22 protein-coding genes and 2 pseudogenes are annotated in these 25,449 nt (G+C 72.2%); 18 read left to right on the top strand and 6 right to left on the bottom strand.

The annotated features are described in order from the left end of the window. The first annotated feature begins 54 nt into the window (after positions 1 to 54). Positions 55 to 1,125 (top strand): ATP-dependent DNA ligase, encoded by a 1,071-nt coding sequence (locus BKI49_RS32220; RefSeq protein ID WP_095937825.1) that lies wholly within the window; start codon positions 55 to 57, stop codon positions 1,123 to 1,125. A gap of 248 nt (positions 1,126 to 1,373) precedes the next feature. Next, positions 1,374 to 2,384 (top strand): DUF3048 domain-containing protein, encoded by a 1,011-nt coding sequence (locus tag BKI49_RS32215; RefSeq protein WP_095937824.1) that lies wholly within the window; start codon positions 1,374 to 1,376, stop codon positions 2,382 to 2,384. 31 nt (positions 2,385 to 2,415) lie between these two features. On the opposite strand, the gene BKI49_RS32210 is transcribed toward BKI49_RS32215, so the two are convergent. Next, on the bottom strand, positions 2,416 to 2,880 hold the full coding sequence (locus tag BKI49_RS32210; RefSeq protein WP_095937823.1) for a MarR family winged helix-turn-helix transcriptional regulator: 465 nt from the start codon (positions 2,878 to 2,880) through the stop codon (positions 2,416 to 2,418). Positions 2,881 to 3,128: 248 nt separating this feature from the next. Between BKI49_RS32210 and BKI49_RS32205 the strand changes: the two genes are divergently transcribed. From BKI49_RS32205 to BKI49_RS32170, 8 genes and pseudogenes are all read left to right on the top strand, one after another. Next, entirely contained in the window at positions 3,129 to 3,911 is a 783-nt protein-coding gene (locus tag BKI49_RS32205) for a CoA transferase subunit A (protein ID WP_095937822.1), read from the top strand. Continuing rightward, positions 3,911 to 4,582, top strand: a complete 672-nt coding sequence (locus BKI49_RS32200; RefSeq protein WP_095937821.1) for a CoA transferase subunit B — start codon at positions 3,911 to 3,913, stop codon at positions 4,580 to 4,582. Before BKI49_RS32205 ends, BKI49_RS32200 begins: the two co-directional genes overlap by 1 nt. Further along, a pseudogene (locus tag BKI49_RS32195) lies at positions 4,579 to 4,755 on the top strand (hypothetical protein); the annotation flags it as partial. The gene BKI49_RS32200 and the pseudogene BKI49_RS32195, both read left to right, overlap by 4 nt. Positions 4,756 to 4,831: 76 nt before the next feature. After that, positions 4,832 to 5,602 carry a protocatechuate 3,4-dioxygenase subunit beta gene (gene pcaH / locus BKI49_RS32190; RefSeq protein ID WP_095937819.1) on the top strand — a complete coding sequence of 257 codons (771 nt, stop codon included), beginning with the start codon at positions 4,832 to 4,834 and terminating at the stop codon, positions 5,600 to 5,602. Positions 5,603 to 5,604: 2 nt separating this feature from the next. Then, a complete protein-coding gene (gene pcaG, locus BKI49_RS32185; RefSeq protein WP_095937818.1) occupies positions 5,605 to 6,168 on the top strand; it encodes a protocatechuate 3,4-dioxygenase subunit alpha in 564 nt (187 codons plus the stop codon). After that, positions 6,165 to 7,511, top strand: a complete 1,347-nt coding sequence (gene pcaB / locus BKI49_RS32180) for a 3-carboxy-cis,cis-muconate cycloisomerase (protein WP_257005043.1) — start codon at positions 6,165 to 6,167, stop codon at positions 7,509 to 7,511. The genes pcaG and pcaB overlap by 4 nt, the downstream gene beginning before the upstream one ends. After that, the gene (pcaDC, locus tag BKI49_RS32175) at positions 7,508 to 8,650 is read left to right on the top strand and encodes a bifunctional 3-oxoadipate enol-lactonase/4-carboxymuconolactone decarboxylase PcaDC (protein ID WP_095937817.1); all 1,143 of its coding nucleotides are present in this window, start codon (positions 7,508 to 7,510) and stop codon (positions 8,648 to 8,650) included. Before pcaB ends, pcaDC begins: the two co-directional genes overlap by 4 nt. A gap of 96 nt (positions 8,651 to 8,746) precedes the next feature. Beyond that, positions 8,747 to 9,538: an SDR family NAD(P)-dependent oxidoreductase gene (locus tag BKI49_RS32170; RefSeq protein WP_095937816.1), complete on the top strand. Its 792-nt coding sequence runs from the start codon at positions 8,747 to 8,749 to the stop codon at positions 9,536 to 9,538. A 45-nt stretch (positions 9,539 to 9,583) separates the two neighbouring features. On the opposite strand, the pseudogene BKI49_RS32165 reads toward BKI49_RS32170, so the two are convergent. After that, positions 9,584 to 12,251, bottom strand: a pseudogene (locus BKI49_RS32165) (ATP-binding protein). 260 nt (positions 12,252 to 12,511) lie between these two features. Here BKI49_RS32165 and BKI49_RS32160 point away from each other — a divergent pair. The 3 genes from BKI49_RS32160 to BKI49_RS32150 are packed head-to-tail and all read left to right on the top strand — an operon-like array spanning position 12,512 to position 16,001. Continuing rightward, positions 12,512 to 13,840, top strand: a complete 1,329-nt coding sequence (locus tag BKI49_RS32160) for an MFS transporter (RefSeq protein ID WP_095937815.1) — start codon at positions 12,512 to 12,514, stop codon at positions 13,838 to 13,840. 4 nt (positions 13,841 to 13,844) lie between these two features. Beyond that, positions 13,845 to 14,999: an anhydro-N-acetylmuramic acid kinase gene (locus tag BKI49_RS32155; protein WP_095937814.1), complete on the top strand. Its 1,155-nt coding sequence runs from the start codon at positions 13,845 to 13,847 to the stop codon at positions 14,997 to 14,999. A gap of 54 nt (positions 15,000 to 15,053) precedes the next feature. Beyond that, positions 15,054 to 16,001 (top strand): DUF2510 domain-containing protein, encoded by a 948-nt coding sequence (locus BKI49_RS32150; RefSeq protein ID WP_095937813.1) that lies wholly within the window; start codon positions 15,054 to 15,056, stop codon positions 15,999 to 16,001. Between the two features lie 182 nt (positions 16,002 to 16,183). Here BKI49_RS32150 and BKI49_RS32145 read toward each other — a convergent pair whose 3' ends face one another. Then, positions 16,184 to 16,801, bottom strand: coding sequence for a TetR/AcrR family transcriptional regulator (locus tag BKI49_RS32145; protein ID WP_095937812.1), 618 nt, complete (start codon positions 16,799 to 16,801; stop codon positions 16,184 to 16,186). Between the two features lie 283 nt (positions 16,802 to 17,084). Between BKI49_RS32145 and BKI49_RS32140 the strand changes: the two genes are divergently transcribed. After that, a complete protein-coding gene (locus BKI49_RS32140) occupies positions 17,085 to 18,056 on the top strand; it encodes a phosphatase PAP2 family protein (protein WP_257005042.1) in 972 nt (323 codons plus the stop codon). Next, the gene (locus tag BKI49_RS32135) at positions 18,053 to 19,009 is read left to right on the top strand and encodes a DMT family protein (RefSeq protein ID WP_095937811.1); all 957 of its coding nucleotides are present in this window, start codon (positions 18,053 to 18,055) and stop codon (positions 19,007 to 19,009) included. Before BKI49_RS32140 ends, BKI49_RS32135 begins: the two co-directional genes overlap by 4 nt. Before the next feature lie 68 nt (positions 19,010 to 19,077). On the opposite strand, the gene BKI49_RS32130 is transcribed toward BKI49_RS32135, so the two are convergent. Further along, entirely contained in the window at positions 19,078 to 19,932 is an 855-nt protein-coding gene (locus BKI49_RS32130; protein ID WP_095937810.1) for an LURP-one-related family protein, read from the bottom strand. Between the two features lie 52 nt (positions 19,933 to 19,984). After that, on the bottom strand, positions 19,985 to 22,036 hold the full coding sequence (locus BKI49_RS32125) for a phosphocholine-specific phospholipase C (RefSeq protein WP_095937809.1): 2,052 nt from the start codon (positions 22,034 to 22,036) through the stop codon (positions 19,985 to 19,987). A gap of 325 nt (positions 22,037 to 22,361) precedes the next feature. On the opposite strand from BKI49_RS32125, the gene BKI49_RS32120 reads away from it, so the two are divergent. Genes BKI49_RS32120 through BKI49_RS32110 form a run of 3 tightly spaced genes read left to right on the top strand, consistent with a single transcriptional unit; the run spans position 22,362 to position 24,525 of the window. Further along, on the top strand, positions 22,362 to 23,426 hold the full coding sequence (locus BKI49_RS32120) for an aromatic ring-hydroxylating dioxygenase subunit alpha (protein ID WP_095937930.1): 1,065 nt from the start codon (positions 22,362 to 22,364) through the stop codon (positions 23,424 to 23,426). Continuing rightward, the gene (locus BKI49_RS35480) at positions 23,423 to 23,593 is read left to right on the top strand and encodes a hypothetical protein (RefSeq protein ID WP_095937808.1); all 171 of its coding nucleotides are present in this window, start codon (positions 23,423 to 23,425) and stop codon (positions 23,591 to 23,593) included. The genes BKI49_RS32120 and BKI49_RS35480 overlap by 4 nt, the downstream gene beginning before the upstream one ends. Next, positions 23,590 to 24,525 (top strand): PDR/VanB family oxidoreductase, encoded by a 936-nt coding sequence (locus BKI49_RS32110; RefSeq protein WP_095937807.1) that lies wholly within the window; start codon positions 23,590 to 23,592, stop codon positions 24,523 to 24,525. Before BKI49_RS35480 ends, BKI49_RS32110 begins: the two co-directional genes overlap by 4 nt. Here the strand turns inward: BKI49_RS32110 and BKI49_RS32105 are convergent. Beyond that, entirely contained in the window at positions 24,476 to 25,291 is an 816-nt protein-coding gene (locus BKI49_RS32105) for an IclR family transcriptional regulator domain-containing protein (RefSeq protein ID WP_095937806.1), read from the bottom strand. The two genes, BKI49_RS32110 and BKI49_RS32105, sit on opposite strands and share 50 nt — an antisense overlap. Positions 25,292 to 25,449 lie beyond the last annotated feature (158 nt).

Raw genomic sequence — 25,449 nt, 5'->3', positions numbered from 1 at the left:
GGCGCACGGCTCGCACACCGGGCGAAGGGCCCCGGCACCGCGCAGAATCGGAGCATGGATCTGCCGGTGATGCCGCCCGTGAAGCCGATGCTCGCCAAGTCCGTGGCGAAGATCCCGCCCGGCATGCACTACGAGGCGAAGTGGGACGGGTTCCGGGCGATCGTGTTCCGCGACGGTGCGGAGGTCGAACTCGGCAGCCGTACCGGCAAGACGCTGACCAGGTACTTCCCCGAGCTGGTGGCCGCGTTGCGGGAGCGGTTGCCGGAGCGCTGTGTGATGGACGGCGAGATCGTGATCGCCCGGGACGGGAGGCTCGACTTCGACGCGCTCACGGAACGCATCCACCCGGCCGACTCACGCGTGCGCATGCTGGCGGAGAAGACGCCCGCGTCCTTCGTGGCCTTCGATCTGCTGGCCCTGGCCGACGAGTCGCTGCTCGACGTCCCGCTGAGCGACCGTCGGGCCCTGCTGGTGAGGGCGCTGTCCGGGGTGACGGCCCCGGTGCACGTGGCCCCGGCGACCACGGACAGCGAGGTCGCGCAGCGTTGGTTCGAGCAGTACGAGGGTGCGGGGCTCGACGGTGTGGTCGCCAAGCCGCTCACGCTGCCGTACCGGATGGACGAGCGTGCCATGTTCAAGATCAAGCACGAGCGGACGGCGGACGTCGTGGTCGCCGGTTACCGCTTCCACAAGAGCGGCCCGGTGGTCGGGTCGCTGCTGCTCGGTCTGTACGACGACGCGGGCACTCTCCAGCACGTGGGGGTGAGCGCGGCGTTCTCGATGAAGCGGCGCGCGGAGCTGGTCGAGGAGTTGGAGCCGCTGCGGATGGCGGACGCCGGGGAGCACCCGTGGGCGGCCTGGACGGACGAGGCGGCGCACGAGACGGCCCGGCTGCCGGGCGCGCCGAGCCGGTGGTCGGGGAAGAAGGACCTGTCCTGGGTGCCGGTGCGGCCGGAGCGGGTGGCCGAGGTGGCGTACGACCACATGGAGAACGGCGTGCGCTTCCGGCACACGGCCCGCTTCCGCCGCTGGCGCCCCGACCGGACCGCCGAGAGCTGCACCTACGGCCAGCTGGAGGAGCCGGTGGGCTACGACCTGGCGGAGATCTTCGGGCCGCAGGACTGACCTCGGACCGCCGGCCCGAGCCGCGGAATCCGGGAACCGCGCGCCCCACCGACAAGCCCCCGGAATCCCTGACTCCGTCCGCTCACCGACCCGCGGCACGCTCCACGCGCCCCTCTCTCTCGCCTTTTCTCCCGCTTCGCTGAGCCGATCAGCTGATTTAACGCGCAGAATCAGAATCGATCGGGTATGGCCATCGATGAACGTATGAACGCACAATCGATGACACAAGACTGGGTGGCACGGTGGGCATGGGACAGACGGCGCCGCTGCGGCGCGGCGCGATGACGGCGGCACTGCTGGCCGCGGCGGTGACGAGCTCCTTGCTGACGGGCTGCACCGGGGGCGGCCACGCGCGCAGCGGGAGCGCCCTCGACGACGGGCGCGCCCCGACGCCGAGCCCGATCCCCAGCCCCACCGCGAGCCCGAGCCCCGAGGTTCCGAAGAGCGCCGGGCCGGTGCTCGCCGTGAAGATCGACAACGTGCGTGCTGCCCGGCCCGCGACCGGCCTCGACGCGGCCGACGTGGTGTACGCGGAGCAGGTCGAGGGCGGTCTGAGCCGGCTCATGGCGGTCTTCGCGAGCACGCTGCCGAAGGCCGTCGGACCGGTCCGCAGCGCACGCGAATCGGATCTGGAGCTGCTGGGCCAGTTCGACGAGCCGACGCTCGCCTTCTCCGGGGCCCAGCACAAGCTGCTGCCGCTGATCGACAAGGCGCCGTTGCACGCGCAGTCCGCGGACACCACGCCCGGCGCGTACTACCGGGCGGCGGACAGACCGGTGCCGCACAACCTGTACCTGCGCCCGGAGCGGCTGGTGGAATCGGCACCGGGCGGCGACGCGCTCACCACGGGTTTCCATTTCGGCGCGGCACCCGAGGGCGGCACCAAGGAGAACTCGCGCACCGTGCGCTACCCCGCGGCCCGGTTCACCTTCACCTGGTCCGACAGCAGGAAGCGCTGGCTGGTGGACATGGACGGGACGCCGACCGTGACCGCCGAGGGCAGGACGGTCGCGCCCGCGACCGTGGTCGTGCAGTACGTGAAGGTGCGCAAGTCCCAGTTCCACGACTTCCTCGGCAACAACACCCCGTACACGGAGACGGTGGGCTCGGGCACGGCGAAGGTGCTGCGCGACGGCCGGGCCTACGACGTGAACTGGTCGCGCCCCGACGCGGAGGACGGTACGGAGTTCACCACGAAGGACGGTACGCCGATGAACTTCGCCCGGGGCCAGGTCTGGGTGGTGTTCGCGAAGGCGTGAACGGGCGGGGCGCAGGGCCCCGGCGACGGTGTCAGCCCTGTGCGGCGAGGGGCTCCGAGGGGTTGCGGAGCCCCTCCGCGGCGTCCGAGACCCGCTGGATGAGGTCGAAGAACACGGTCTGCTCCTCGGCGGAGAGCGGTGCCAGGAAGACCTGGTTCATGCGCGCGGTGCGGACGGTCAGCTTGCGGTGGGTACGCATCCCCTCGTCCGTGAGGCGCAGCAGGAAGCGGCGGCCGTCCTGCGGATCGCGCACCTTGTCGAGCAGCCCGCGCCGGCCGAGCCGGCTGATGACCTCGGCGATGGTGGACCGGTCGAGCCCCACCCGCTCCCCCACCGTGCGCTGGTCCAGGCCGGGCTCCGCGACGAGCGCGTTCAGCACGGCGAACTGCGGCGAGGTGATCTCCTCGGAGACCATCGTGTTCCACAGCAGGTAGTGCGCCTGCTGCAGACGCCGGGCCAGGTGCCCGGGGTGGGTGGAGAGATCCACCGCGGCCATGTGCGCTCCTCAGCTCCGCGTACGCGCGATCGACCGCGCCATACCAGGATCGACATTCGTTGGTGCACTGAACAATACCCGGAGACCCCGACACCTGTCTCGCTCAGCGGCGAGACCCTCACCCGCGCGTTTCAGCGGGGTCTTGACGGACCTAGGCCCGGGTGGCAGCGTGTTCGAGACCTCGAAGAAATAATCAGTGCCCTGACTAACTCGGGCGCTGGACACTCGGGAGAGATGAGGCTTCACGCATGGACAAGGTGGTCGCCACGGCCGCGGAGGCGGTGGCCGATGTGCCGGACGGCGCGACACTCGCGGTCGGCGGCTTCGGCCTGAGCGGTGTGCCGAACGTGCTGATCGAGGCGCTGTACGAGCGCGGCGTGGGCGGCCTCGGCGTGGTCTCCAACAACTGCGGTGCGATGGAATCGGGCCTCGCGGTCCTGCTCGCCGCGGGACGGATCGCGCGGGTGACCGGCTCCTACATCGGCGCGAACAAGGAGTTCGCCCGCCAGTACCTGGGCGGCGAGCTGGAGGTCGAGATGATCCCGCAGGGCACGCTCGCCGAGCGGCTGCGCGCGGGCGGCGCCGGGATCCCCGCCTTCTACACCCCCGCCGGGGTCGGCACGCAGGTCGCCGAGGGCGGACTGCCCTGGCGCTACGACGGCCAGGGTGGTGTGGCACTGGCCTCCCCGCCCAAGGAGGTCCGGGAGTTCGACGGGACCGAGTACGTGCTGGAGCACGGCATCCGCACCGACTTCGCCCTGGTCCGAGCCGCGCGGGGCGACCGGCACGGCAACCTCGTCTTCAACAAGTCGTCCCGCAACTTCAACCCGCTGGCCGCGATGGCCGGCCGGGTCACCGTCGCCGAGGTCGAGGAGCTGGTCGAGCCCGGCGTCATCGACCCCGACGCGGTGCACCTGCCCGGCATCTTCGTCCAGCGGGTCGTGGCGCTGACCCCCGAACAGGCCGCGGACAAGAAGATCGAGCAGCGGACGGTCACGACGCCCGCGACGGACAAAACGGTGAACCGCTGATGGCCTGGACACGTGAGGAGATGGCGGCCCGCGCCGCCCGCGAGCTGCGCGACGGCCAGTACGTCAACCTCGGCATCGGACTGCCGACCCTGATCCCCAACCACCTGCCGGCCGGCGTGGAAGTGATCCTGGAGTCGGAGAACGGCATCCTGGGCACCGGGCCCTACCCCACCGAGGACCAGGTCGACCCGGACCTGATCAACGCGGGCAAGGAGACGGTCACCGTTCTGCCCGGCGCCTCCTACTTCGACTCCGCGCTGTCGTTCTCCATGATCCGCGGCGGGCACATCGACGTGGCGGTCCTCGGCGCCATGCAGGTCTCCGCGCACGGCGACCTCGCCAACTGGGCCGTCCCCGGCAGGATGATCACCGGGATCGGCGGCGCGATGGACCTCGTCCACGGCGCCCGCACCGTCATCGTCGTGATGACGCACACCGCCAAGGACGGCTCCCCGAAGATCCTCCGCGAGTGCGCCCTGCCGCTGACCGGCAAGGCCTGTGTCGACCGGATCGTCACCGACCTCGGTGTCCTGGACGTCACCGCCGACGGACTCGTCCTCGTCGAGACCGCGCCCGGCGTCACCGTGCAGGAGATCCTCGCCAGGACCGACGCCGATGTGCGCGTCGCGGGCGAACTCACCACGCACCACAGCAAGGAGGTCACGTCGTGAGGGACGTCTACATCGTCGACGCGGTACGCACCCCGATCGGGCGCTACAACGGCTCGCTGGCGCCGGTGCGCCCCGACGACCTGGCCGCGCACGCCATCCGCAAACTCCTCATCCGCACACCTCGATTGGATCCGGCGCGGATCGAGGACGTGTACTTCGGCAACGCGAACGGCGGAACGGGCGTCGCCACCCTCTGCATCGGCGTGGGCCAGGGCCTCGCCCTCGTCCTGGAACGATAGGAAGTCGACCATGGCTCTCACTCAGTCGGACATCGACGTCGAGATCAAGGATCTCCAGGACGTCTACGACAAGGCGGTCGCCGGCGGCGCCCCGGTACGCCACCATCCGGTGCGCGACTACCCCCCGTACCGCAGTTCCGTGCTGCGCCACCCCAAGCAGCCCCTGGTCGCCGTCAACGGCGGCGACCCCGAGACGGTCGAACTGTCCGGCCCGGTCTTCGGCGTCACCGACATCACCGAGATCGACAACGACCTGACGCGCCGGCACCGCGGCGAGCCGATCGGCGAGCGCATGACCGTGTCGGGCCGGCTGCTCGACCGCGAGGGACGTCCGGTGCGCGGCCAGCTCGTGGAGATCTGGCAGGCCAACGCGGCCGGCCGCTACGCCCATCTGCGCGAACAGCACCCGGCGCCGCTGGACCCGAACTTCACCGGCGTGGGCCGGACCCTGACGGACGACCAGGGCCGCTACAGCTTCACGACCATCAAGCCGGGCCCGTATCCGTGGGGCAACCACACCAACGCGTGGCGGCCCGCGCACATCCACTTCTCGGTCTTCGGCACGGCGTTCACCCAGCGGCTCGTGACCCAGATGTACTTCCCGAGCGACCCGCTGTTCCCCTACGACCCGATCCTTCGGTCCGTGACCGACAGGGCGGCCCGCGACCGTCTGGTCGCCCGCTACGACCACGCTCTCTCCCAGCCCGAGTTCTCGCTCGGCTACGCATGGGACATCGTCCTCGACGGTCCCTCCGCCACCTGGATCGAGGAAGGCCGTTGAGCATGACCGAGCGGTTGCTCCCCACCCCGTCCCACACCATCGGCCCCTTCTACGGCCACGCCCTGCCCTTCCCCGGCGGCGGGGAGGTGGCGCCCCCGGGCCACCCGGACACGATCACCCTGCACGGATACGTGTTCGACGGCGCGGGCGAGCCGATTCCCGACGCCCTCCTGGACTTCTGGCAGGCCGCCCCCGACGGTTCCCTCGACGGTGCCGCGGGCTCGATGCGCCGCGACCCTTCGACCGGCGGCTTCCTGGGCCGCAACGGCACCGACTTCACGGGCTTCGGCCGGGTCGCCACGGACGCCGACGGGCACTACGCGCTGCGCACGCTGCCGCCCGGGAACAGCGGACTGCCGTACATCAGCGTGTGCGTGTTCGCGCGCGGTCTGGTGCACCACCTGTTCACCCGGGCCTACCTCGCCGACGGCGCCGACCCGCTGCTCGACTCGCTGCCGCGGGTCCGGCGCGCCACGCTGCTCGCCACCGAGGGCACGCACCGCACGTACCGTTTCGACATCCGCCTGCAGGGCGAGGGCGAGACGGTCTTCCTGGAGTTCCGGTGACCGGCTCACCCGACGGGCGGGAGGTGCCCCCCGGCGACCCCGGGGCGCTGCTCGCCCCCGGCCGGGCGGACTCCCCCGCGTCGTCCGCGACGTCGGACAGCGCCGTGCTCCAGGCACTGCTGGACGCGGAGGCCGCGCTGACGCGGGCCTGGGCGGATTCCGGGGCGGTTCCCGACGCCGCCGGGACGGCGGTGTCCGCGGTCCGCGCCGACGACCTCGACGCCCGGGCCGTCGCCCGGGCGGCCCGGGACGGCGGCAACCCGGTGATCCCGCTGCTCGCGCGGCTGACCGCCGCGGTCGGCGAGGAGCACGGGCCGTACGTCCACCGTGGCGCGACCAGCCAGGACATCCTGGACTCGGCGCTGATGCTGGTCGCCCGGCGCACCCGGGACCTGACCGTGGCGGACCTGGAGCGCGCGGCGACGGCTCTGGGCCGGCTCGCCGCGACCCACCGGGACACGGTGCTGCCCGGGCGGACGCTGACCCAGCACGCCGTGCCGACGACCTTCGGCCTGAAGGCGGCGGGGTGGCGGTCCCTGCTGCTGGACGCACGGGACCGCCTCGCCGGCGTCCGGCTGCCCGCCCAACTGGGCGGAGCCGCCGGCACCCTGGCCGCCCTCACCGCCTTCGGCGCCGAGGACCCGCAGGCCCTGGTGGCCGCGTACGCACGTGAACTCGGGCTCGCCGAACCGGCGTTGCCCTGGCACACCCTGCGGACACCGGTCGCCGACCTCGCCGGAGCCCTGGCGTTCACCGCGGGTGCCCTCGGCAAGATGGCGGCGGACGTCCTCACCCTCTCCCGCACCGAGATCGCGGAGCTCGCCGAGGGCTCGGGCGGCGGTTCCTCCGCCATGCCGCACAAGGCCAACCCCGTGACGGCCACGCTGATCGCCGCGGCGGCCCGGCGCGCGCCGGGGCTCGCCGCCACGCTCTACGCGTCCATGGTCGCGGAGGACGAGCGGCCGGCCGGCGCCTGGCACGCCGAATGGGAGCCGCTGCGCGATCTGCTGCGGCTCGTGGGCGGCGCCGCGGAGCAGGCCGTCGACCTGGCGGAGGGGCTTCGGGTGAACGCGGACGCCATGCGTGAACACCTCGGCCTCACCCACGGGTTGATCGTCTCCGAGCGGCTGGCCGTCGAGCTCGCCCCGGTGCTCGGCCGGGCGCGCGCCAAGGAATTGCTGACAGCGGCCGCGCGGCGCGCCGTCACCGAAGGACGGCCCCTCGTGGAGGTGCTCGGCGAGGAGCCCGATCTGGGGGACCTCGACCTGGCCGACCTCACCGACCCCACTCGTTACACGGGCTCCGCCGGGGCCCTGACCGACCGTGCTCTGGAGCGACGTTGACCGACCCACTCCTCAATCACCGCGCCGAGGGCCCCGGCACCGCTCCCGCGCTGCTCCTCGGACCGTCGCTCGGCACGTCGTACGCCCTGTGGGACGCCGTCGCGCCCGAACTGTCCGTCGACCACCGCGTGGTCCGCTGGGACCTTCCCGGGCACGGCGGTTCACCCGCCGGACTCGTCCACCCCGGCCAGACGGTCGGTGAGCTGGCCGCGCTGGTGCTGGCACTGGCGGATGCGCTGGGCATCGAACGGTTCGCGTACGCCGGGGTGTCGCTCGGCGGTGCGGTGGGCCTGCATCTGGCGGTGCACCATCCCGAGCGGCTCTCCTCGCTGGCGGTGATCTGTTCCTCCGCCCACTTCAACGGCTCCAAGCCGTGGCAGGAACGTGCCGAACTGGTGCGCAGGGAAGGTCTCGCGCCGGTGGCCGCGACCGCCGACGCCCGGTGGTTCACACCCGGCTTCACCGTGCCCCGGCTGGTGGCCGACCACCGCGCCGCCGACCCGGAGGCGTACGCCGCCTGCTGTGACGCCCTGGCCGCCTTCGACATCCGGGACCGGCTGGAGTCCATCGCCGTGCCGACGCTGCTGATCGCCGGGCGCGAGGACCCCGCGACGCCGCCGGCGCATCTGCGGGAGATCGCGGACGCGGTGCCGGGTGCCGCGCTCGTGGAGATCCCGGGAGCGTCCCACCTGGCACCGGCGCAGTGCCCGGAGGCGGTCCTGACGGCCCTGCGCGCCCACTTCTCGGGCGGGGCCCGGCGCGGCATGGAGGTGCGTCGCGAGGTGCTCGGCGACGAGCACGTGGACCGCGCGCAGGCCCGGCAGACCCCCTTCACCGCCCGCTTCCAGGACTTCATCTCCCGGTACGCGTGGGGTGAGATCTGGACCGATCCCACGCTGGCGCGCCGCGAGCGCAGCATGATCACGCTGACCGCGTTGGTGGCCCATGGCCACTACGACGAGCTCGCGATGCACGTCCGCGCGGCGCTGCGCAACGGACTCACGCCCGAGGAGATCGGCGCCGTGCTGCTCCAGACGGCCGTGTACTGCGGTGTTCCGGCCGCCAACTCGGCGTTCGCGGTGGCGCAACGGGTGCTGGCCGAGGAGGAGACGGCGGAGGGGACCGCCGGGTCAGGGTGACACCGGCAGACGTAGTGACAGCGGCACCACGTACGCCCGGCCTCGGGTGCCTAGGGTGAAGGCAACCATCTGCGCCCATCTGCGAACGGAGCCGTCGTGTCCACTGTCCTGATCACCGGCGCCACCTCCGGCCTCGGCCGTCACGTCGCCTTCGAGCTGGTCCGCTCCGGTCACGTCGTCCTCGCCCACGGACGTGATCCGGAGCGGACGCGGGCGCTCGTCGCGGAGCTGTGCGCGGAGGGCGAGGCGCACGGGTTCGTCGCCGACCTCGCCTCGACGGCGCAGGTCCGGCGGCTGGCCGAGGAGGTCGCCGCCGCACATCCCCGTCTCGACGTGCTGGTCAACAACGCCGGTGTGGGCGCCGGTGCGCGGGGCTCCGGCCGCGAGGTGGGCCTCGACGGCCACGAGCTGCGGCTCGCCGTCAACCATCTGGCACCGGTCGTCCTCACCCGCGCGCTGCTGCCCACGCTGCGCGCGAACGCCCCCTCGCGCGTCGTCAACGTCGGCTCGGCGGGGCAGGAGCCGCTGGACTTCGCCGACCCGGAGTTCACCCGGGGCTACGACGGTGTGTCGGCGTACTGCCGCAGCAAGTTCGCCCTGGCCGCGCACACGTTCACGCTGGCCGGGGAACTGGCGGGCAGTGGCGTCTCGGTGAACGTCCTGCATCCGGCCACCTACATGGACACGGCGATGGTCCGGGATGCCGGTGTCACTCCCTGGTCCACGGTGGCGGACGGCGCGGCGGGTGTGATCGCCCTCGCGACGCGGGAGCTCGGGTCGGGCGGGTACTTCGACGGGACGAAGCCGTCCCGGGCACACGCGGCGGCGTACGACCCGGAGGTCCGCGCGCGACTGGAGGAGACGACGGAGCGACTGCTCGGCGCCTGACCGGACGGGGTGCCGTCCGGTCGGCCGCCGACGCCGTCCGACGGGCTACAGGGTCCGCAGGGCGTACTCCGCCTGGGTCACGAGTCCGTTCGCGCCGCACGAACGGGCCAGCGTCAGGCCCTTGTTGAGCTCGGTCACGGAGCGGGACAGGATGCCGTACTCGACGCGGGCCGCCGCGTGTTCGTACTGGCACGGGGAGGCCTCCAGATAGGTGACCGCCTGGGCGGCCAGCCGCACCGCCCGCTGGCCCGTCTCCAGGGCCGCCGCACAGCGCAGCGCCTCGCCGATGGCCGTGTCGGTGCCGAACCGCTCGGCCTGCCGCCGGGCGTCCGCCGACAACGCGGCGGCGCGTACCGGGTCCTCGGTGGCGAGGGCCCGGGCGAGGTCGAGAGCCCAGGGAGCGAGCACGGTTGTTGTGGTGGCCACGCGCCCCGGCGGCCTTCTCCGCCGCCTCCAGTTCGTTGACGCCTTCCTTCGTGCGGCCGGCGGCGAGCAGCAGACGGCCGCGTACGGAGCGGGTGTCGGGCAGCACGATCGTGGACGGGTAGGGCGGGGCGAAGCCGTAGCGTTCGGCGATCTCGGCGGCCTCCTGGACGTGGCCGCGGGCGAGCAGCGTGTCGATGAGCCCGCAGGTCGCCGACCAGTACAGGGGAAGGCCGCGGCCGACCCGCTCGGCGAGGCGCAGTGATTCGCGCTGGTAGTGCTCCGCGTCGGTGAGCCGGCCCCGCCTGCGGTGCGCGAGTCCGAGGTAGGCGTTGGCCAGGGACTGGTGGCCGCCGCTCCAGCCGGACTTCACATAGGCGCGCAGGGCCTCGCTGAAGAGGCTTTCGGCGCGGTCGAGCCGGTCGGCGTACGCGTAGGCGCTGCCCAGCATCAGGAGGAGTTCGACGCCCCACTCGGTGTCGGTCCAGCCGAGGCCCGGTGCGAGGCGGCCGTTGACGAGGGCGCGGTCGCACAGCTCCACGACCTCCTCCGCGTTCTCACCGCGGGTCATCGCGTCGAAGCCGCGCAGTATCAGCAGCGCGCGTTCGGAGTTGTCGCGTCCGGTGCAGGTCTGGACGAGTTCGGCGAGTCCGCGGGAGTGTCCGGAGCGTTCCTCGCCCGCGTGGATGCCTTCCCACATGTAGTGGACGGCCTGGAGCCGCATCCGGGCGGGGCCCGGAGGGAGCCGGTCGGCCTCCGCGTCGACCGTGCGGACCGCTTCCTCCAGCTGGTCGTTGTGGAGCAGCGCCTGGGAGAGCCGGAACACGGCGTCGACCCGCATGCCGTCGTCGAGGCCGGGCCGTTCGAGGGCGGCACGCAGATGGCCGATCGTCCTGGCGGGGGCGGTCAGGAGGGTGGCGCAGCCCAGTTCGTAGAGGACGCGGGCGTGCACCTCGGGGAGCGGGGGCTCCTTCAGGGCCCGCTCCAGGCAGCGCCTGGCCGCGTCGGGCGCGCCGACGGCGAGGTGTTCGCGGGCCGCCTCGCGCATCTGCTCGACGAGTTCGGGGTCGTCGTCGGGGTGCACTTCGAGGAGGTGGCGGGAGGCCGCGGCGGCGCCGCGCCCGGACTCGGTGACGGCCCAGGCGGCCTGGCCGTGCATCGCGGTGCGCAGGGCGTCCGGGATGGAGCGGTAGACCGCGGTCGCGATGAGCGGGTGCACGAACTCCAGCTCGCCGTCGGCCACTTGGCCGCTCGCGGGGTCGACCCTGGTCAGGATGCGGGCGGCGCCGAGCAGTTCGGTGCAGCGATGCGCGTCGTCGGTCTGCATGCCGGCGAGCTGGGCGGCGAGGTCGAGGGAGATGCCGGTGCCGAGTATGGCCGCCGCCCAGGCGAACCGGGTGGCGTCGATACCGAGTCCTTCGAGGCGGGCGACGAGCCCGCGGCCACGGGCCGAGCGGTTCAGGTCGCGCAGGTCGGCGGCGGAGCCCTCGACCGGCTCCAGGTCGCTGTCCTGCACCTTGGCGAGCAGTTCGACGGTCTCGTAGGGGTTTCCGCCGGTGACCGCCCACACCTCGCGGCAGAACGGCGCGTCTGCGTGTTCCCCGAGGGTGGCGCGGGTCAGTCCGGCGGCAGCCGTCGGGGTCAGTGCGTTCAGTGTGGCGATCGGGAGGGCCGTCGCGGCGACGGCGTCGAGCAGCCGGGCGCTCTCGCCGCTCACCCCGCCGGGCCTGCGGGCGACCACGACGAGGACGGAGAGGTCGTCGAGGCGCTCGGCGAACGCGGCGAGCCAGCGCAGGGTCTCCTGGTCGGCCCAGTGCGCGTCGTCGATGAGCAGCACGAGCGGCCAGTCGCGCTTGGCGAGCCGTCGCACCGCGGCGACGAGCCCGTCGCACACGCCCTGCGGGTCGGGCTGTCGGTCGCCCGGTTCCGTTATGCCGAGGGCGGGGCCGGCGATGTCGTACCAGTCGCCGAGATACTCGCGCGCCTCCTCCGGCAGCAGCGAGACGAGGGCGGGCTGGAGCAACTGCCGCACGACGTTGAACGGGACGGACGTGACGGTCTCGCCGCCGCGTGCCGACCACACGGCGCAGCCGCTGCTCTCCGCGATCCGGCGCGCCTCGGCGAGGAGGGCGGTCTTGCCGAGCCCCGCCTCGCCGGTGAACACCAACAGGCTCCCCGAGGACGCCGAATCCGCGCGCAGCGCACCGATCGCCTCTTCGAGGGTGGCGACTTCCTCGTCGCGCTCCCACAGGGAAGCCGAGGCGACCGCTCCGGGTCGTGCCTCCGTCATCCCGCTACCTCCCCAGGTCACCCGAACGACGTGCTGGAAACGAGCGTAGCCGCCTGGAAGCCCCGGTGGAGGTGCCTCCGCGGAGCTGTTCCCGAGACGGGTGACAGTGGGGTTCCGGAGGCGACGCCACGGGTCGTCCACCAGCATGTGTGAAAGTTATTGACAGTCGGCGGGCCCGGAAATGAAGCTAACTTTCCAACATCAGTCTCCGCCTCCGGCCGGGACCGCCCGGCCCCGGCACGCCCCCGGGAGGAACCGGCATGAGCGCCCCCGCGCACGACCCGGACCTGCGCGCCGCGCAGCCCGAGCACTCCCGCAGAGCACTGCTCGCGGGCTCCGTGGGCAACTTCATCGAGTGGTACGAGTTCGGGGTCTACGGCTACTTCGCGACGGTCATCGCGGCCCGCTTCTTCACCCCGGAGGGCGGCAGCGAGGTCGAGGGCCTGGTCAAGACGTACGCGTCGTTCGCACTGGCGTTCTTCTTCCGTCCGGTGGGAGCGGCGCTGTTCGGGCGGCTCGGGGACCGGATCGGGCGGCGGCCGGTGCTGATCCTGGTGATCGTGCTGATGACGGCGGCGACGACCCTGATCGGCGCGCTCCCCACGTACGCCACCGTCGGCGCCCTCGCCCCCTGGCTGCTCACCTTCCTGCGGGTGCTCCAAGGACTGTCCGCGGGCGGCGAGTTCGGCGGCGCGGTCTCGGTGATGACGGAGTTCGCCCCGCCGGGCCGGCGCGGACTGTACGGGTCGTGGCAGTCGTTCACGGTCGCGCTGGGCCTGCTGGGCGGCGCGGGCGTGGCGGCGCTGCTGGCCACGGTCCTGGACGCGCGGGCGCTGGAGGCGTGGGGCTGGCGGCTGCCGTTCCTGCTGACACTGCCGCTGGGCCTCGGCGCGCTGTGGCTGCGGCTCCGGCTGGACGAGACGCCCTCCTTCCGGCGCGAGTCTGCGGGCGAGGAAGCACGGGAGCGGCCGCCGCGCCGCGAGGTCGCCCGGGCGATCACGCTCGGCGCCGCGCGCGTCATGGGCTGGGCCGCGGCCGGCTACACCTTCCTCGTCGTCCTCCCCTCCTACCTGCAGAGCAGCCTGAACGCGAGTTTCCGGCAGGCGTTGCTCGCCACGGTCCTCGCCAACCTCGGCTTCGCGCTCACGATCGTCCCGGCGGGTCTGCTCAGCGACCGCGTCGGGCGCCGCCCGGTGATGCTCACGGGAGCCGTCCTGGTCACCGTGCTCGCGGTCCCGCTGCTCAACCTCCTTCAGGAACCCGGGGCGTCGAACGCGGTGAAGGGGGCCGCCGTACTCGTGGCGGGTGCCGTCGTCGGGCTGATGGCGGGTCCGGGGCCCGCGATGCTCTCCGAGATGTTCCCGACGAGCGTCCGCTACACGGGCCTGGGACTCGCCTACGCCTTGTCCAATGCGGTGTTCTCGGGCTGTGCGGGGCTCATCATCACGGAGACGATCAAGCGGACGGGGAGCGTGGACATCCCCGGGTACTACGCGGCGGCGACCTGCGCCGTCAGCGTCCTCGCGCTCGCCACGCTCGGCAGGCGTCCGCGTACGCTCGTCAAGAGCCAGGAGATCCAGAGGAGTTGATCAGGTGCGGGTGATCGGCCTGATGTCCGGCACGTCGTACGACGCGATCGACGCGGCGGCGGCCGAGCTGACGCTCGACGGGGACAGCCTCGTCCTGCGCCCGCTCGGGCTCGTCGGCGAGGAGTACGACGCGGCCCTGCGCGAGGCCCTCGCGGCGGCGCTGCCCCCGGCCACGACCAGCCTGGCCGAGGTGTGCCGGCTGGACACGCTGATCGGGCACTCCTTCGCGGCGGCGGCCGTGCGCGCGGATCGTGAACTGTGCGGCGGATCGGCCGAGTTGGTCGCCTCGCACGGCCAGACGGTCTACCACTGGACCGAGGGCGGGCAGGTCCGCGGCAGCCTCCAGCTCGGTCAGCCCGCGTGGATCGCCGAGGCGACCGGGCTGCCCGTCGTCGCCGACTTCCGCCCCCGCGACATCGCCGCGGGCGGCCAGGGCGCGCCACTGGTGAGCCTGATCGACCTGCTGTGGCTGCGCGGCAGACCGGGCGCGCCGGTCGCCCTGAACCTCGGCGGCATCGCCAACCTCACCGCACCCGACGGCACCGCCTTCGACACGGGCCCGGCGTGCGCGCTCGTCGACGCGGCCGCCCGGGGACTGAGCGGAGGGAGCCTGGCCTACGACGTGGACGGAGCGCTGGCCGCCCGCGGCAGCGTCCACGAACCCCTGCTGCGCCGCCTGCTCGACGAGCCGTACTACGCGCTGCCCGCGCCCAAGACGACCGGCAAGGAACTGTTCCACCTCGGCTATCTGCGGGACGCCCTGGCGGGTTTCGGCACGCTCACCGCCGAGGACGTCATCGCGACCCTCACCCGGCTCACCGCCCGCACGGTCGCGGACGCGGTGCGCGGGGTCGGGGCCACCGAGGTGATCGCCTCGGGCGGCGGAACCCGCAATCCCACCCTCATGGCGATGCTGGACGCGGAACTGCCGGGTGTGCCGTTGCTCACCTCCGACGAGCTGGGGCTCCCCTCGGACGCCAAGGAGGCGTACGCCTTCGCCGTGCTGGGCTTCCTGACGCTGCACGGGCTGGCGGGCACGGAACCGACGAGCACCGGGGCGCGGCACCCGAGCGTGCTCGGTTCGATCACCCCGGGCCGCGGCGGGCTGCGGCTGCCGCCGCCCGCCGACCGGGCGCCGGTCCGGCTCGTGCTGAAGTGATTCCCGGGGCACCCTCTCATCCGCCTTTCACCCGGGGCTCATACGGTGGGCACCATGACGCAGGCGACTCCTCCCGGCTGGTATCCCGACCCGGGGCAGACAAGTGACGCTCCCGCCACCGAGCGCTGGTGGGACGGTATGGCATGGACGGACCAGACCCGCCCGGTCGGATCGGCCGCTCCCTGGGGTCCTCCGGCGTACCCCGCGGCCGGACCGTACCCGGCCTCTCCGCAGTCCCGTCCGCGGCGCGGGCTGCGCACGGCCATAGCCGTGGCCGCCGCGATCGCGGTCCTGGCGGGCATCGGCGGCGGCGTGTACGCCCTCACCAAGGACGACGGCGGCAGCGCGAACTCCCAGGGCCCCGCGGGGCCGAACGGCCCGGGCGGCAGCGGCGGACCGGGGGACGGCCAGGGCGGACCCGAGGGCCGGTCACCGGCCCCCGACCGGTCCGGACAGCCGCAGACCGAGGACGGCTACGCGACCGACGGGCTCAGCGGCATCAGTCTCCCGGTGCCGGACGGCTGGACGGGCCGCAGCATGCAGGCCGGAGCCTCGGTCTCCACGAAGGACACCTACAAGTGCCCCGGCGACACCTCGCAGAACTGCCAGCGGGGCGGCGCCTACTCGGCTCCCGCCCTGGCGCAGGGCCTGAAGGCGACCACCGCGGAGGCGGCCGCCAAGGAGGACATCGCCAAGAACGCCAAGGAGTCGTACGGCGAGGGGTACGGCACGATCACCTCGCACACCGAACTCGCCTCCAAGGCGGTCACGGTGGCAGGCGAGAAGGGCTATCTGGTCCGCTGGAAGGTCGTGACGAGCAAGGGCGACGACGGCTACGTCGAGTCGCTCGTCTTCCCGTCCCCGGTGGTGCCCAAGAGCCTCGTCGTGGTGCGCTTCGGCATCGACGTCAGCTCCAAGGCGCCCGAGCTGTCGGTGATCGACACGATCACCAAGGGCATCAAGGCCGCGCCGGGAGCCGGCGGCAACGGCCAGAACGTGTGACCCTCACCGCTCCGGGGACCCCGCCGGGTCCCGGGAGCGGTGCGGGCTTGGATCGGCCGGGTGGAGCGCCCCTCCGCTCAAGGGGAACCCCACCCGGCCGGGGGGTGCGCGCCGCCCCCGTCCCCACGGTGCGGCGCGGTACAGGCCGACGTCCGGTCATCCCGCGGACGGCGACCTGAGTCTCAGGTCAGGCCGAGTGCGGGCAGCACGACGGCCTCGACGAATTCTGTGAGATACGCCTCGTCGGCGTACTGGCCCTCCAGGAGCGGGCGCACCCGCAGCACGCCGAGCAGCTGCGCGGGGATGAACTCCAGCGCCGGATGGTCGGCCGCGATCTCGCCGCGGTCCACCCCGCGCTGGATCATCTCCCTCAGCTCGGCGACCTCGGGTTCGACGAGCGCGTCGCGCAGCGCCTGCTGGAGCTCCCTGTCCTGGGTCACGGCGTGGCCGAGGCCCTGGAGGAGCTGGGTGCTGTCACGCCCCGACCACTCGCCCGCGGCCCGTGCCGCCGCGCGCAGGTCCCCGGCGAGCGTTCCGGTGTCGATGCCGGAGAAGCGCGGACAGCGGTTGGCGCGCAGCGCCGCCGCCACGAGCTGGGGCTTGGTGCGCCACTGCCGGTACAGCGTGGACTTGCTGCACCGGGTGCTCGAGGCCACGCCCTCCATCGTGAGCGATTCGTACCCGCAGACCCGGATGTGATCGAGCACGGCGTCGTAGAACTCCTGCTCACGCTCGGGCGTGATCTTGGAGCGGCGCGAGGCGACGACCGAGTCCGGTCCGTCCGCGGCCTGCGACGTCATGGCTCTTCTCCTCATTGGATCCGGGCTGGTCCTGAACGAGTCCGGACGGAATCCGGCTCGTCTCGGTGGTCGGCTTCACACAGTCTAATCGATACGCCACTGTACCGGTACGGCCTCGTATCGGTACAGTGGCGTATCGGTACACTCCCGTATCGGTACACCAACGTATCGGTACACTCTCGTATCGATGAGCCTTGGACAGGACCCACTTCTCTGTCGAGTGGATCCTGTCCTGGGCTCACCACGCACCACCCAGCAAGACCGTCAGCAAGGGGGCCGGGGGATGAATTCCCGAACCGAGCCTGGAGAGTCCGCCGCGGAACCGGAGCCGCCCGACGCGGCCATACGCGTGGCGGTGCCCACGGGCACCGCCACCAGGGCGTACGCGCGCGTCGCGGCCGCGCTGCCGCGCCCGCGCAAGGGCGGCCCGCGTGTGCACGCGGGCACCGCGCGGGCCGGGGCGCGCCGTCCCTCGCAGCCCGACGACACCTCGGCCCGGCCGCCGCTGCTGCGTGAGCTGCTGCTCGTCGTGGGCCTCTTCGTCGTCTACAAGGTCGGCCGCCAGCTCGCCACCGGCCACACGGCCGAGGCCTTCCGCAACGCCGGCCACGTATGGGACCTGGAACGGGCCGTCCACCTCCCCGGCGAGGGCGCCGTCCAGGGCGCGCTGCTGCACAGCGACACCCTGGTGCACCTCGCGAACACCTACTACGCGACCGTCCACTTCCCGGCGACCGCGGCCTTCCTGATCTGGCTGTACCTGCGGCGCCCCGTCCACTACGTGTGGGCCCGCCGGATCCTCGCCGCGGTGACCGCCGCCGCGCTCGTGGGACACCTCGCCTTCCCGCTCGCCCCGCCGCGCCTGCTCGACGCGGCGGGCCTCGTGGACACCGGTCAGGTGTACGGCCCCACGGTGTACGGCGCGCACCCGGCGACCGACTCGATGGCGAACCAGTTCGCGGCGATGCCGTCGCTGCACTTCGGCTGGGCGCTGATGGTGGCGATCGGACTGATCGCGGCCACCCGCTCCCGATGGCGCGGGCTCTGGCTCCTGCACCCGCTGCTCACCCTGCTGGTGATCGTCGGCACGGCGAACCACTACTGGCTCGACTCGATCGTCGCGACCGCGCTGCTCGGCGGCGCCCTCGCGGTGATCCACCTTCCGCACCGGACGTCGACGACCGCGGGACGCACCCAGGCACGCGCCGGTGAACCGGTGGCGGACCTCCCGGAGCTCGTGGGGGCGGGGCGATGAACGCGACCGTCACCGCCGTCGTCCTGTCCCTGTTCTCGGCCGTCGCCTACGCCGCGGCCGCCGTCGCCCAGGAGCGGCTCGCCGCCCGGTCCGCCGGATCGGGCACGCTGCGCCTGCTGGCCGGCGGCGCCTGGTGGTGGTCGGTCATGCTCAACGCCTCCGCCGCGCTGTTGCACGTCGCCGCGCTCAAGTACGGCACGCTCACCCTGGTGCAGCCGCTCGGCGCGCTCACGCTCGTGGCGGCGGTCCCGCTCGGCGCCCGCATGGCGGGGCGGCGGGTCAGCGCGGTCGAATGGCGGGGCACGGCGCTGACCCTGATCGGTCTCGCGGCAGTGCTCGTCACGGCGTCAGGACCCGCGCCCGACGACGTGTTGAGCGTGCCCGAGGCGCTGGCCGTCGCCGGTACGACGGCCGTGCTGATCGGCGGGCTGTCCCGTCCCGGCGCCCGGCCGGGCCTGCGGCACGCGACCGCCTCCGGATTCGCCTCGGGCGTCGCGTCGGCACTCACCCAGACGGTGACCGTGGCGGCGACGGACCGCTCGGACTCTCTGCTCAGTGCCCAGGTGATCGTGGTGGCGCTGCTCGTGGCGGCCTTCGCGGCAGGCGGACTGCTGCTGTCGCAGACCGCGTACCAGGGCGGTCTGGGCGCTCCGCTCGCCGTGGTGACGCTCGCGAATCCGGTGGCCGCGGTGGTGATCGGGCTGTCGCTGCTCGGCGAGCGGCTCCAGGGCGGCGCCGCCGGGATGCTGCTGGCGCTCGCCGGAGCGGGGATCGCGGCGTGGGGCGTGGTGACGCTGTCGCGCTCGGCACCCGAGCCCGCGGCCCCGGTCCACGACGCGGTGGACGACGACCACCCGGTCGCCGCGGTGCTGGCGCTGGAGACCGGACCGGCCGCGTACGAGCCCTCGTTGGTGCCGAAGCAGCCCAACTCGGGACATCTGACCACGCTCTAGCCCCCGGGGGCCGGGAACGACGGAAGGGCGGTTGCGGGATCCCGCAACCGCCCTTCCGCGTGTCGGACTCAGCCCAGACCGCGGGAGTCCTGCTTGAGCGCCGTGTCCACGGTCAGCGCCGTCGCCACGACGAGGCTCAGCAGCGGCTCCGGGAGCTGGAAGTGGATCTGCAGGACGTAGTTGTCCGCAGTGGTGAACATCGTCTTGGCGAGGCCTTCCCAGGTCTTGGTGATCCGGGCCACCTCGTTGTCCGCGTGGTCGACGATCGCGAAGTTCCAGGCACGCCAGTTCTCCGCCTTGATCGCGCCGACCTGCTGGCCGTTGACGTTCATCGCGAAGTTGATCTTCCCGATCATGTTCTGCTGCACGATCTCGCCGACGGGCGAGCCGTCCGGACGGGACACGATCACCCGCGACTTGAGGAACTTCGCGGGACGGGTCAGCAGCAGCTGCGGCCGGCCGTGGGCGTCACGGATCTCCAGCCGGTGCGTCATGAACTGGTCGAGGCTGGAGACGAAGCGCAGGATCTTCTTCAGCGCGCTCTGCCCGACCTCGGTGACCGCGCCGAGCTGGTTGCCGTTCTGATCCATGACCTTGTACTCGTTGGTCAGCTCGATCAGCTTGGCCTTCTGGTTCACCACCAGGACCGGCTCGGTGAACAGGCTGCCACCACCGGCGGCGTTGGGCGCGACACCGGCCTGCTGCTGCACCTGACTCTGCACACGCGGGTCGGGCGCGGCCGCGGGCTGCTGACCGTAACCCTGCTGCGGCTGGGCCTGGTGCGGCACCTGCGGCGCGGCCGGGGCCTGCTGGTCCGCATTCGTGTGGTCCGTCCACTGCGAGCCGTCCCAATAACGCAGAGTCTGGGGCGCCCCGTGCGGATCCGGGTACCAACCTGCAGGAGTGTTCGAATGCGTGGTCACCGGGGCACACTACCCTGAGACGGCCGGAATTCAACCGGCGCCCGGGTAACCATCAGACGGTCACGATCGCCGGGTCGCTGACACCGGGTCGGCCGTTCTCGACATGTCCGGCGAATCGCCGCAGGAAGCCCGCGTCCGCGTCCGACACCACCGTCAGGTCGTACCAGCGCTTGCTCGACCGCAGGTCCACCGTGTGCTTCACGGTCGCGCCGGGCCGCACCTTGAACGTCCGTGGACCCGCGCCGTAGCCGTCGGTGAGCTTCAGACGCACCGTGCCGGAGCCCTTGTTGCGGAAGGTCAGCTCCAGGTCGTCGCCCACGTGGCGGGCGGTGACCTCCGGGCCCGCCGTCCGGCCGGGACCCTCGAAGGTGCGCAGGAAGCCGTTGGGGCCGTGCACCGTGAGGTCGTACGAACCGTTCGAGTAGGCGGAGTTCCAGGTGTCCGCGACCGTCCGGCCCGCCTCGGTGGTGTACGTCCAGGGGCCGTCGGTGCGGTTCCCGGAGGTCACGAGGAAGGCGGCACCGGCCTTCGCGCCCGAGCCGAAGGTGAGCGTGAAGGTGCCGGCCGCCGTGTCCGCCGCGCCGTCCACCAGGGGCGCGTACTTGAGCGGGCGGGCCGGGCGCGAGCCGCGCTCCTGCTTGGGCAGTGCCGGGTTCGCGGGCGGCGTGGGCACATAGTCGGGGTGACGGTCGTGATCCGGCGGGCGGTAGCCCTCGGTGTCCGGCAGGTTCACCGGCTTGGTGTCCCTGCGGGAGAAGTCGAAGGCCGAGGTGAGGTCACCGCTGATCGCGCGCCGCCAGGGCGAGATGTTCGGCTCGTGCACCCCGAAGCGGCGCTCCATGAAGCGGATGACCGAGGTGTGGTCGAGCGTCTCGGAGCAGACGTAGCCGCCCTTGCTCCAGGGCGAGACGACGAGCATGGGCACCCGCTGGCCGAGACCGTACGGCCCGGCGGCGTGACCCGCGTCACCCTTGAAGAGGTCGGGACCGACGTCGACGGTCGACTTGCCCTGCGCGGCCGACTGCGGCGGGTACGGCGGCACGAGGTGGTCGAAGAAGCCGTCGTTCTCGTCGTACGTGATGAACAGGGCCGTCTTCGCCCACACCTCGGGCGCGGAGGTGAGCGCGTCCAGGACCTGGGCGATGTACCAGGCGCCGTAGTTGGCGGGCCAGTTCGGGTGCTCGGTGAAGGCCTCGGGCGCGACGATCCAGGAGATCTGCGGCAGCTTGCCGCCCTTCACGTCGCCCTTCAGCTGGTCGAAGAAGCCCTCGCCCTTGCGGGCGTCGGTGCCGGTGCGGGCCTTGTCGTAGAGGGGGTCACCGGGCTGGGCGTTGCGGTACTGGTTGAAGTACAGCAGCGAGTTGTCGCCGTAGTTGCCGCGGTACGCGTCGGGGATCCAGCCCCACGAGCCGTTCGCGTCCAGTCCGTCGCCGACGTCCTGGTAGATCTTCCAGGACACCCCCGCCGCTTCGAGGCGCTCCGGGTAGGTGGTCCAGTCGTAGCCGGCCTCGTCGTTGCCGAGGACGGGCCCGCCGCCCTTGCCGTCGTTGCCGGTGTATCCCGTCCACAGGTAGTAGCGGTTGGGGTCGGTGGAGCCTATGAAGGAGCAGTGGTACGCGTCGCAGATGGTGAAGGAGTCGGCGAGCGCGTAGTGGAACGGGATGTCCTCGCGGGTCAGGTAGGCCATCGTGGTCGCCGACTTGGCCGGCACCCACTTGTCGTACTTGCCCTTGTTGAAGGCGGTGTGTCCGTCGCTCCAGCCGTGCGGCAGGTCCTGGATGAAGGCGAGCCCCAGGTCGTCGGCCTCCGGCCGGAAGGGGAGCACGTCCTTGGTGCCGTCCGACTGGTGCCAGACCGACTTGCCGCCCGACGTCGTCGCGGGCCGCGGGTCGCCGAAGCCGCGGACGCCTCTCAGCGAGCCGAAGTAGTGGTCGAAGGAGCGGTTCTCCTGCATCAGGACGACGATGTGCTCGACGTCCTCGATCGTGCCGGAGCGGTGGTGGGCGGGCAGCGCCGCGGCACGCTGGATGCTGTCGGACATCGCGGTGAACGCCGCGGTACCACCGGCGAGTTGGAGGAATCGGCGCCGATTCACTTGGCTCATGAGTGGGTGACCTCTTGTCCTGACGGGCCCGGTCGGCCGAACGGTGAGTGATTGTGCGCGGTTGGAGTGTTCCAAGAGCACCAAACGTCAGGGAAGGGCCCTGTGGCTCCCATGTGAAAGTCGGCGGTACGTGAGGCGAACGGTTTCGGACAGGGCGTCAGGCCGCCGTCCCGGGCGGTCCATGGCCTGGCGGAAGACTCCGGCCGGCAGCCGGTCGACGAACCCTTCCGCCTGACGGAAGAAGCCTTGCCGCACTGTGGCGGGCGTCACGAATCTGGTGCGCAGGCGGGGCGACGAGGCCCCGCGCCTCAGGGACGGGAACGCCATGCCTCACATGACCGCTTTCGCCAGGAACCAGTGGTACGTCGTCGCCCACTCGCACGAGGTCGGGCGCGAACTGCTCGGCCGGACCGTCCTAGGTGAGCCCCTCGTCCTCTACCGCACCGAGGACGACGGGACGGCGGTCGCCCTGTCCGACCGCTGTGTGCACCGCCGTTACCCGCTCTCGGAGAGCCGGCTCGACGGCGACCGGATCGTGTGCGGGTACCACGGGTTCACGTACGACACCACGGGTGCCTGCGTGTACGTGCCGGGCCAGAAACGCATACCGCGCACGGCCCGGGTCGCCTCCTACCCGCTGGTCGAACAGGACTCCCTGATCTGGGTCTGGATCGGCGACCCCGCGCTCGCCGACGCGGGGACGATCCCGCGCGCCCGGCACCTCGACTCCCCGGACTGGGTCACGGTCCGCGGGATGGAGCCCATCGACGCCGACTACGGTCTCCTCGTCGACAACCTGCTCGACCTCTCCCACGAGACATATCTGCACGGCGGCTACATCGGCACGCCCGAGGTGGCCGAGACACCGATCACCACCGAGGTCGACGAGGGCGCCGGCATCGTACGGGTCAGCCGGCACATGGACGACGCCGCGTGCCCGCCCTTCTACGCCCGCTCCACCGGGATCGAGGGGCGCATCACCCGCTGGCAGGACATCGAGTACCACGCCCCGTGCCTGTATCTGCTGCACAGCCGGATCGCACCGGCCGGCGTGCTGCCGGAGGCGGACGGCACCGACCCGAACGGCTTCCACACCGAGATCACGTACGCGATCACACCGTCCGGCGACGGCAGCGTGTACGACTTCTGGGCGGTCTCCCGGGACTTCGCTCCCGACGACGAGGAAGTCACCGCCTTTTTGCACGACTTCAACCACACGGTCGTGATGCAGGACGTGGACGCGCTCAACCTGCTCCAGAGGACGCTGGGTTCGGAGCGCGCCGGTTATCAGGAGCTCAGCATCAACATCGACACCGGCGGACTCGCGGCCCGCCGCATCCTCGCCCGGCTGGTCGAGGAGGGCGACAAGCCGGTGGAGCAGGTCCGGTGACCGGTCCCACCGGGCAGATCTACCGCGTCGACTGGCTGCCGGGCACGGACCTGCTGCACGGCACCTGTCACTGCGGCGCCGAGCACACCGCGCACGACCCGGTCGAGATGTGGGAGTGGATGCTCGCCCACCCCGACGGACACACCCTCCGAGGAAACGAGCGATGACCTTGTACGAAGCGGAACTCGTCGTCGGGCTACGGGAGTCCGTGGCCGACGGCGTGCTCGCGCTCACCCTGCGCCACCCGTCCGGCGCGGAGCTTCCCGCCTGGCGGCCGGGCGCACACGTCGACGTCGTGCTCGGGCCGGGACTTGAGCGGCAGTACTCGCTGTGCGGTGATCCGGCCGACCGCGGCACATGGCGGATCGCGGTGCTCCTCGAGGCCGACGGCCGCGGCGGATCGGCGTACGTGCACGGCCGGCTGGCCCCGGGCGACCGGGTCCGGGTGCGCGGACCGCGCCATCACTTCGCGCTGGAGCCCGCGCCCCGGTACCGGTTCGTCGCCGGCGGCATCGGCATCACACCGATCCTGCCGATGCTCGCCGCGGCGGAGGCGGCGGGCGCGGAGTGGACACTGCTGTACGGCGGGCGGACCCGGGCGTCGATGGCGTTCGTCGAGGAGCTCGGCCGGTACGGCGACCGGGTGCGGATCGCGCCCCAGGACGAGGCAGGGCTGCTGGACCTCGATCCGGTGCTGGCCGCGCTGCCCGCGGGCACGCTCGTCTACTGCTGCGGCCCGGAGCCGCTCCTCGACGCGGTGCAGGAACGCTGTCCCCCGCGGCTGCTGCGTGTCGAGCGCTTCCGGCCGAAGGAGGCGGAGCCGGGCGGGAACACGGAGTTCCAGGTGGTCCTCGAACGTTCGGGGCGCACGCTCGTCGTGGCGCCGGACGTGTCCGTCCTCGACACCGTGCGCGCGGCCGGGGTCGAGGTGCTCTACTCCTGCACCGAAGGCACGTGCGGCACCTGCGAGACGGACGTCCTGGAGGGGGTGCCCGACCACCGGGACTCGGTGCTGACCGAGGCGGAACGGGAGACGGGCGAGACCATGCTCATCTGTGTGTCGCGCTGTCGCGGGAAGCGGCTCGTGCTGGATCTGTGATCCGGAGGTCGGCCTCGATCGCCACCACCGTGGCCAGCAGGTGCGGCAGCAGGTCGCGGCGGACGGACTCGACGGAGTTGCGGCTGGCATGCACGGGGATGTTCACGGCCGCCACCACCTCGCCGTCCCGGCCGCACACCGGGGCGGCGACCGAGCACAGTCCCTCCTCCAACTCCTGGTCCACGATGGCGTATCCCTGACGCCGTACGCGGTGCAGTTCGGCCCTCAGCGCGTCGGCCGACACGATCGTGCGGGCCGTGAGGGGCCGCAGGTCGGCACGGGCGAGCCGGGCGTCGGTCTCCTCGTCCGCACGGTGCGCGAGGATCACCCGGCCCACGGAGGTGACATGGGCCGGGAAGCGGGTGCCGACGGTGATGGCGGCGGTCATGATGCGCCGGGTGGGCACGCGGGCCACGTACACGATGTCGTCGCCGTCGAGGACGCACAGCGAGGACGACTCCCCCACCCGTTCGGCGAGTTGCTCCAGGTGCGGCTGCGCGATCTGCGGCAGGGAGAAGCCGGAGAGATAGGCGTAGCCGAGTTCAAGCACGCGCGGGGTGAGCCGGAAGGTGCGGCCGTCGCTGTGGACGTACCCGAGGTCGACGAGGGTCAGCAGGAAGCGGCGGGTCGCCGCCCGGGTCAGGTCGCAGGCGCGCGCCACTTCACTGAGCGTCAGTTCCGGCTGGTCGGCGCCGAAGGCGCGGATGACGGCGAGGCCGCGTTCGAAGGACCGGACGAAGTGGGGCGCGCGGGCTGCTGCAGGCATGGTCGCCTCCAGGGGGACGTCGGGGCACGCTCTCCGCGCAGGGGGCGAGCGCACTCCACTAACTGTCAACAATATTGTCAGCCAGAGCCATTGACCCGGCCGTACGGGCGTTCTACCTTCGCGCTGAGCACCATTGTGCGGTGTGCGCACAGCCTGTC

The sequence above is a fragment of the Streptomyces sp. Tue6028 genome (assembly GCF_002300165.1).
Taxonomy (GTDB): Bacteria; Actinomycetota; Actinomycetes; order Streptomycetales; family Streptomycetaceae; genus Streptomyces; species Streptomyces siamensis.
The sequence above is the reverse complement of the archived record's forward strand: the minus strand, read 5'-3'. Positions and strand labels throughout refer to the sequence as shown.

Coding starts and splice junctions, on each gene's coding strand:
- BKI49_RS32205 (WP_095937822.1), top strand. CDS start 3,129: ATGGACAAGGTGGTCGCCACGGCCGCGGAGGCGGTGGCCGATGTGCCG.
- BKI49_RS32210 (WP_095937823.1), bottom strand. CDS start 2,880: ATGGCCGCGGTGGATCTCTCCACCCACCCCGGGCACCTGGCCCGGCGT.
- BKI49_RS32105 (WP_095937806.1), bottom strand. CDS start 25,291: ATGCCTGCAGCAGCCCGCGCGCCCCACTTCGTCCGGTCCTTCGAACGC.
- BKI49_RS32145 (WP_095937812.1), bottom strand. CDS start 16,801: ATGACGTCGCAGGCCGCGGACGGACCGGACTCGGTCGTCGCCTCGCGC.
- pcaG (WP_095937818.1), top strand. CDS start 5,605: ATGACCGAGCGGTTGCTCCCCACCCCGTCCCACACCATCGGCCCCTTC.
- BKI49_RS32110 (WP_095937807.1), top strand. CDS start 23,590: ATGACCTTGTACGAAGCGGAACTCGTCGTCGGGCTACGGGAGTCCGTG.
- BKI49_RS32120 (WP_095937930.1), top strand. CDS start 22,362: ATGCCTCACATGACCGCTTTCGCCAGGAACCAGTGGTACGTCGTCGCC.
- BKI49_RS32215 (WP_095937824.1), top strand. CDS start 1,374: ATGGGACAGACGGCGCCGCTGCGGCGCGGCGCGATGACGGCGGCACTG.
- BKI49_RS32220 (WP_095937825.1), top strand. CDS start 55: ATGGATCTGCCGGTGATGCCGCCCGTGAAGCCGATGCTCGCCAAGTCC.
- BKI49_RS32140 (WP_257005042.1), top strand. CDS start 17,085: ATGAATTCCCGAACCGAGCCTGGAGAGTCCGCCGCGGAACCGGAGCCG.
- BKI49_RS32150 (WP_095937813.1), top strand. CDS start 15,054: ATGACGCAGGCGACTCCTCCCGGCTGGTATCCCGACCCGGGGCAGACA.
- BKI49_RS32125 (WP_095937809.1), bottom strand. CDS start 22,036: ATGAGCCAAGTGAATCGGCGCCGATTCCTCCAACTCGCCGGTGGTACC.
- BKI49_RS32160 (WP_095937815.1), top strand. CDS start 12,512: ATGAGCGCCCCCGCGCACGACCCGGACCTGCGCGCCGCGCAGCCCGAG.
- BKI49_RS32200 (WP_095937821.1), top strand. CDS start 3,911: ATGGCCTGGACACGTGAGGAGATGGCGGCCCGCGCCGCCCGCGAGCTG.
- pcaH (WP_095937819.1), top strand. CDS start 4,832: ATGGCTCTCACTCAGTCGGACATCGACGTCGAGATCAAGGATCTCCAG.
- BKI49_RS32135 (WP_095937811.1), top strand. CDS start 18,053: ATGAACGCGACCGTCACCGCCGTCGTCCTGTCCCTGTTCTCGGCCGTC.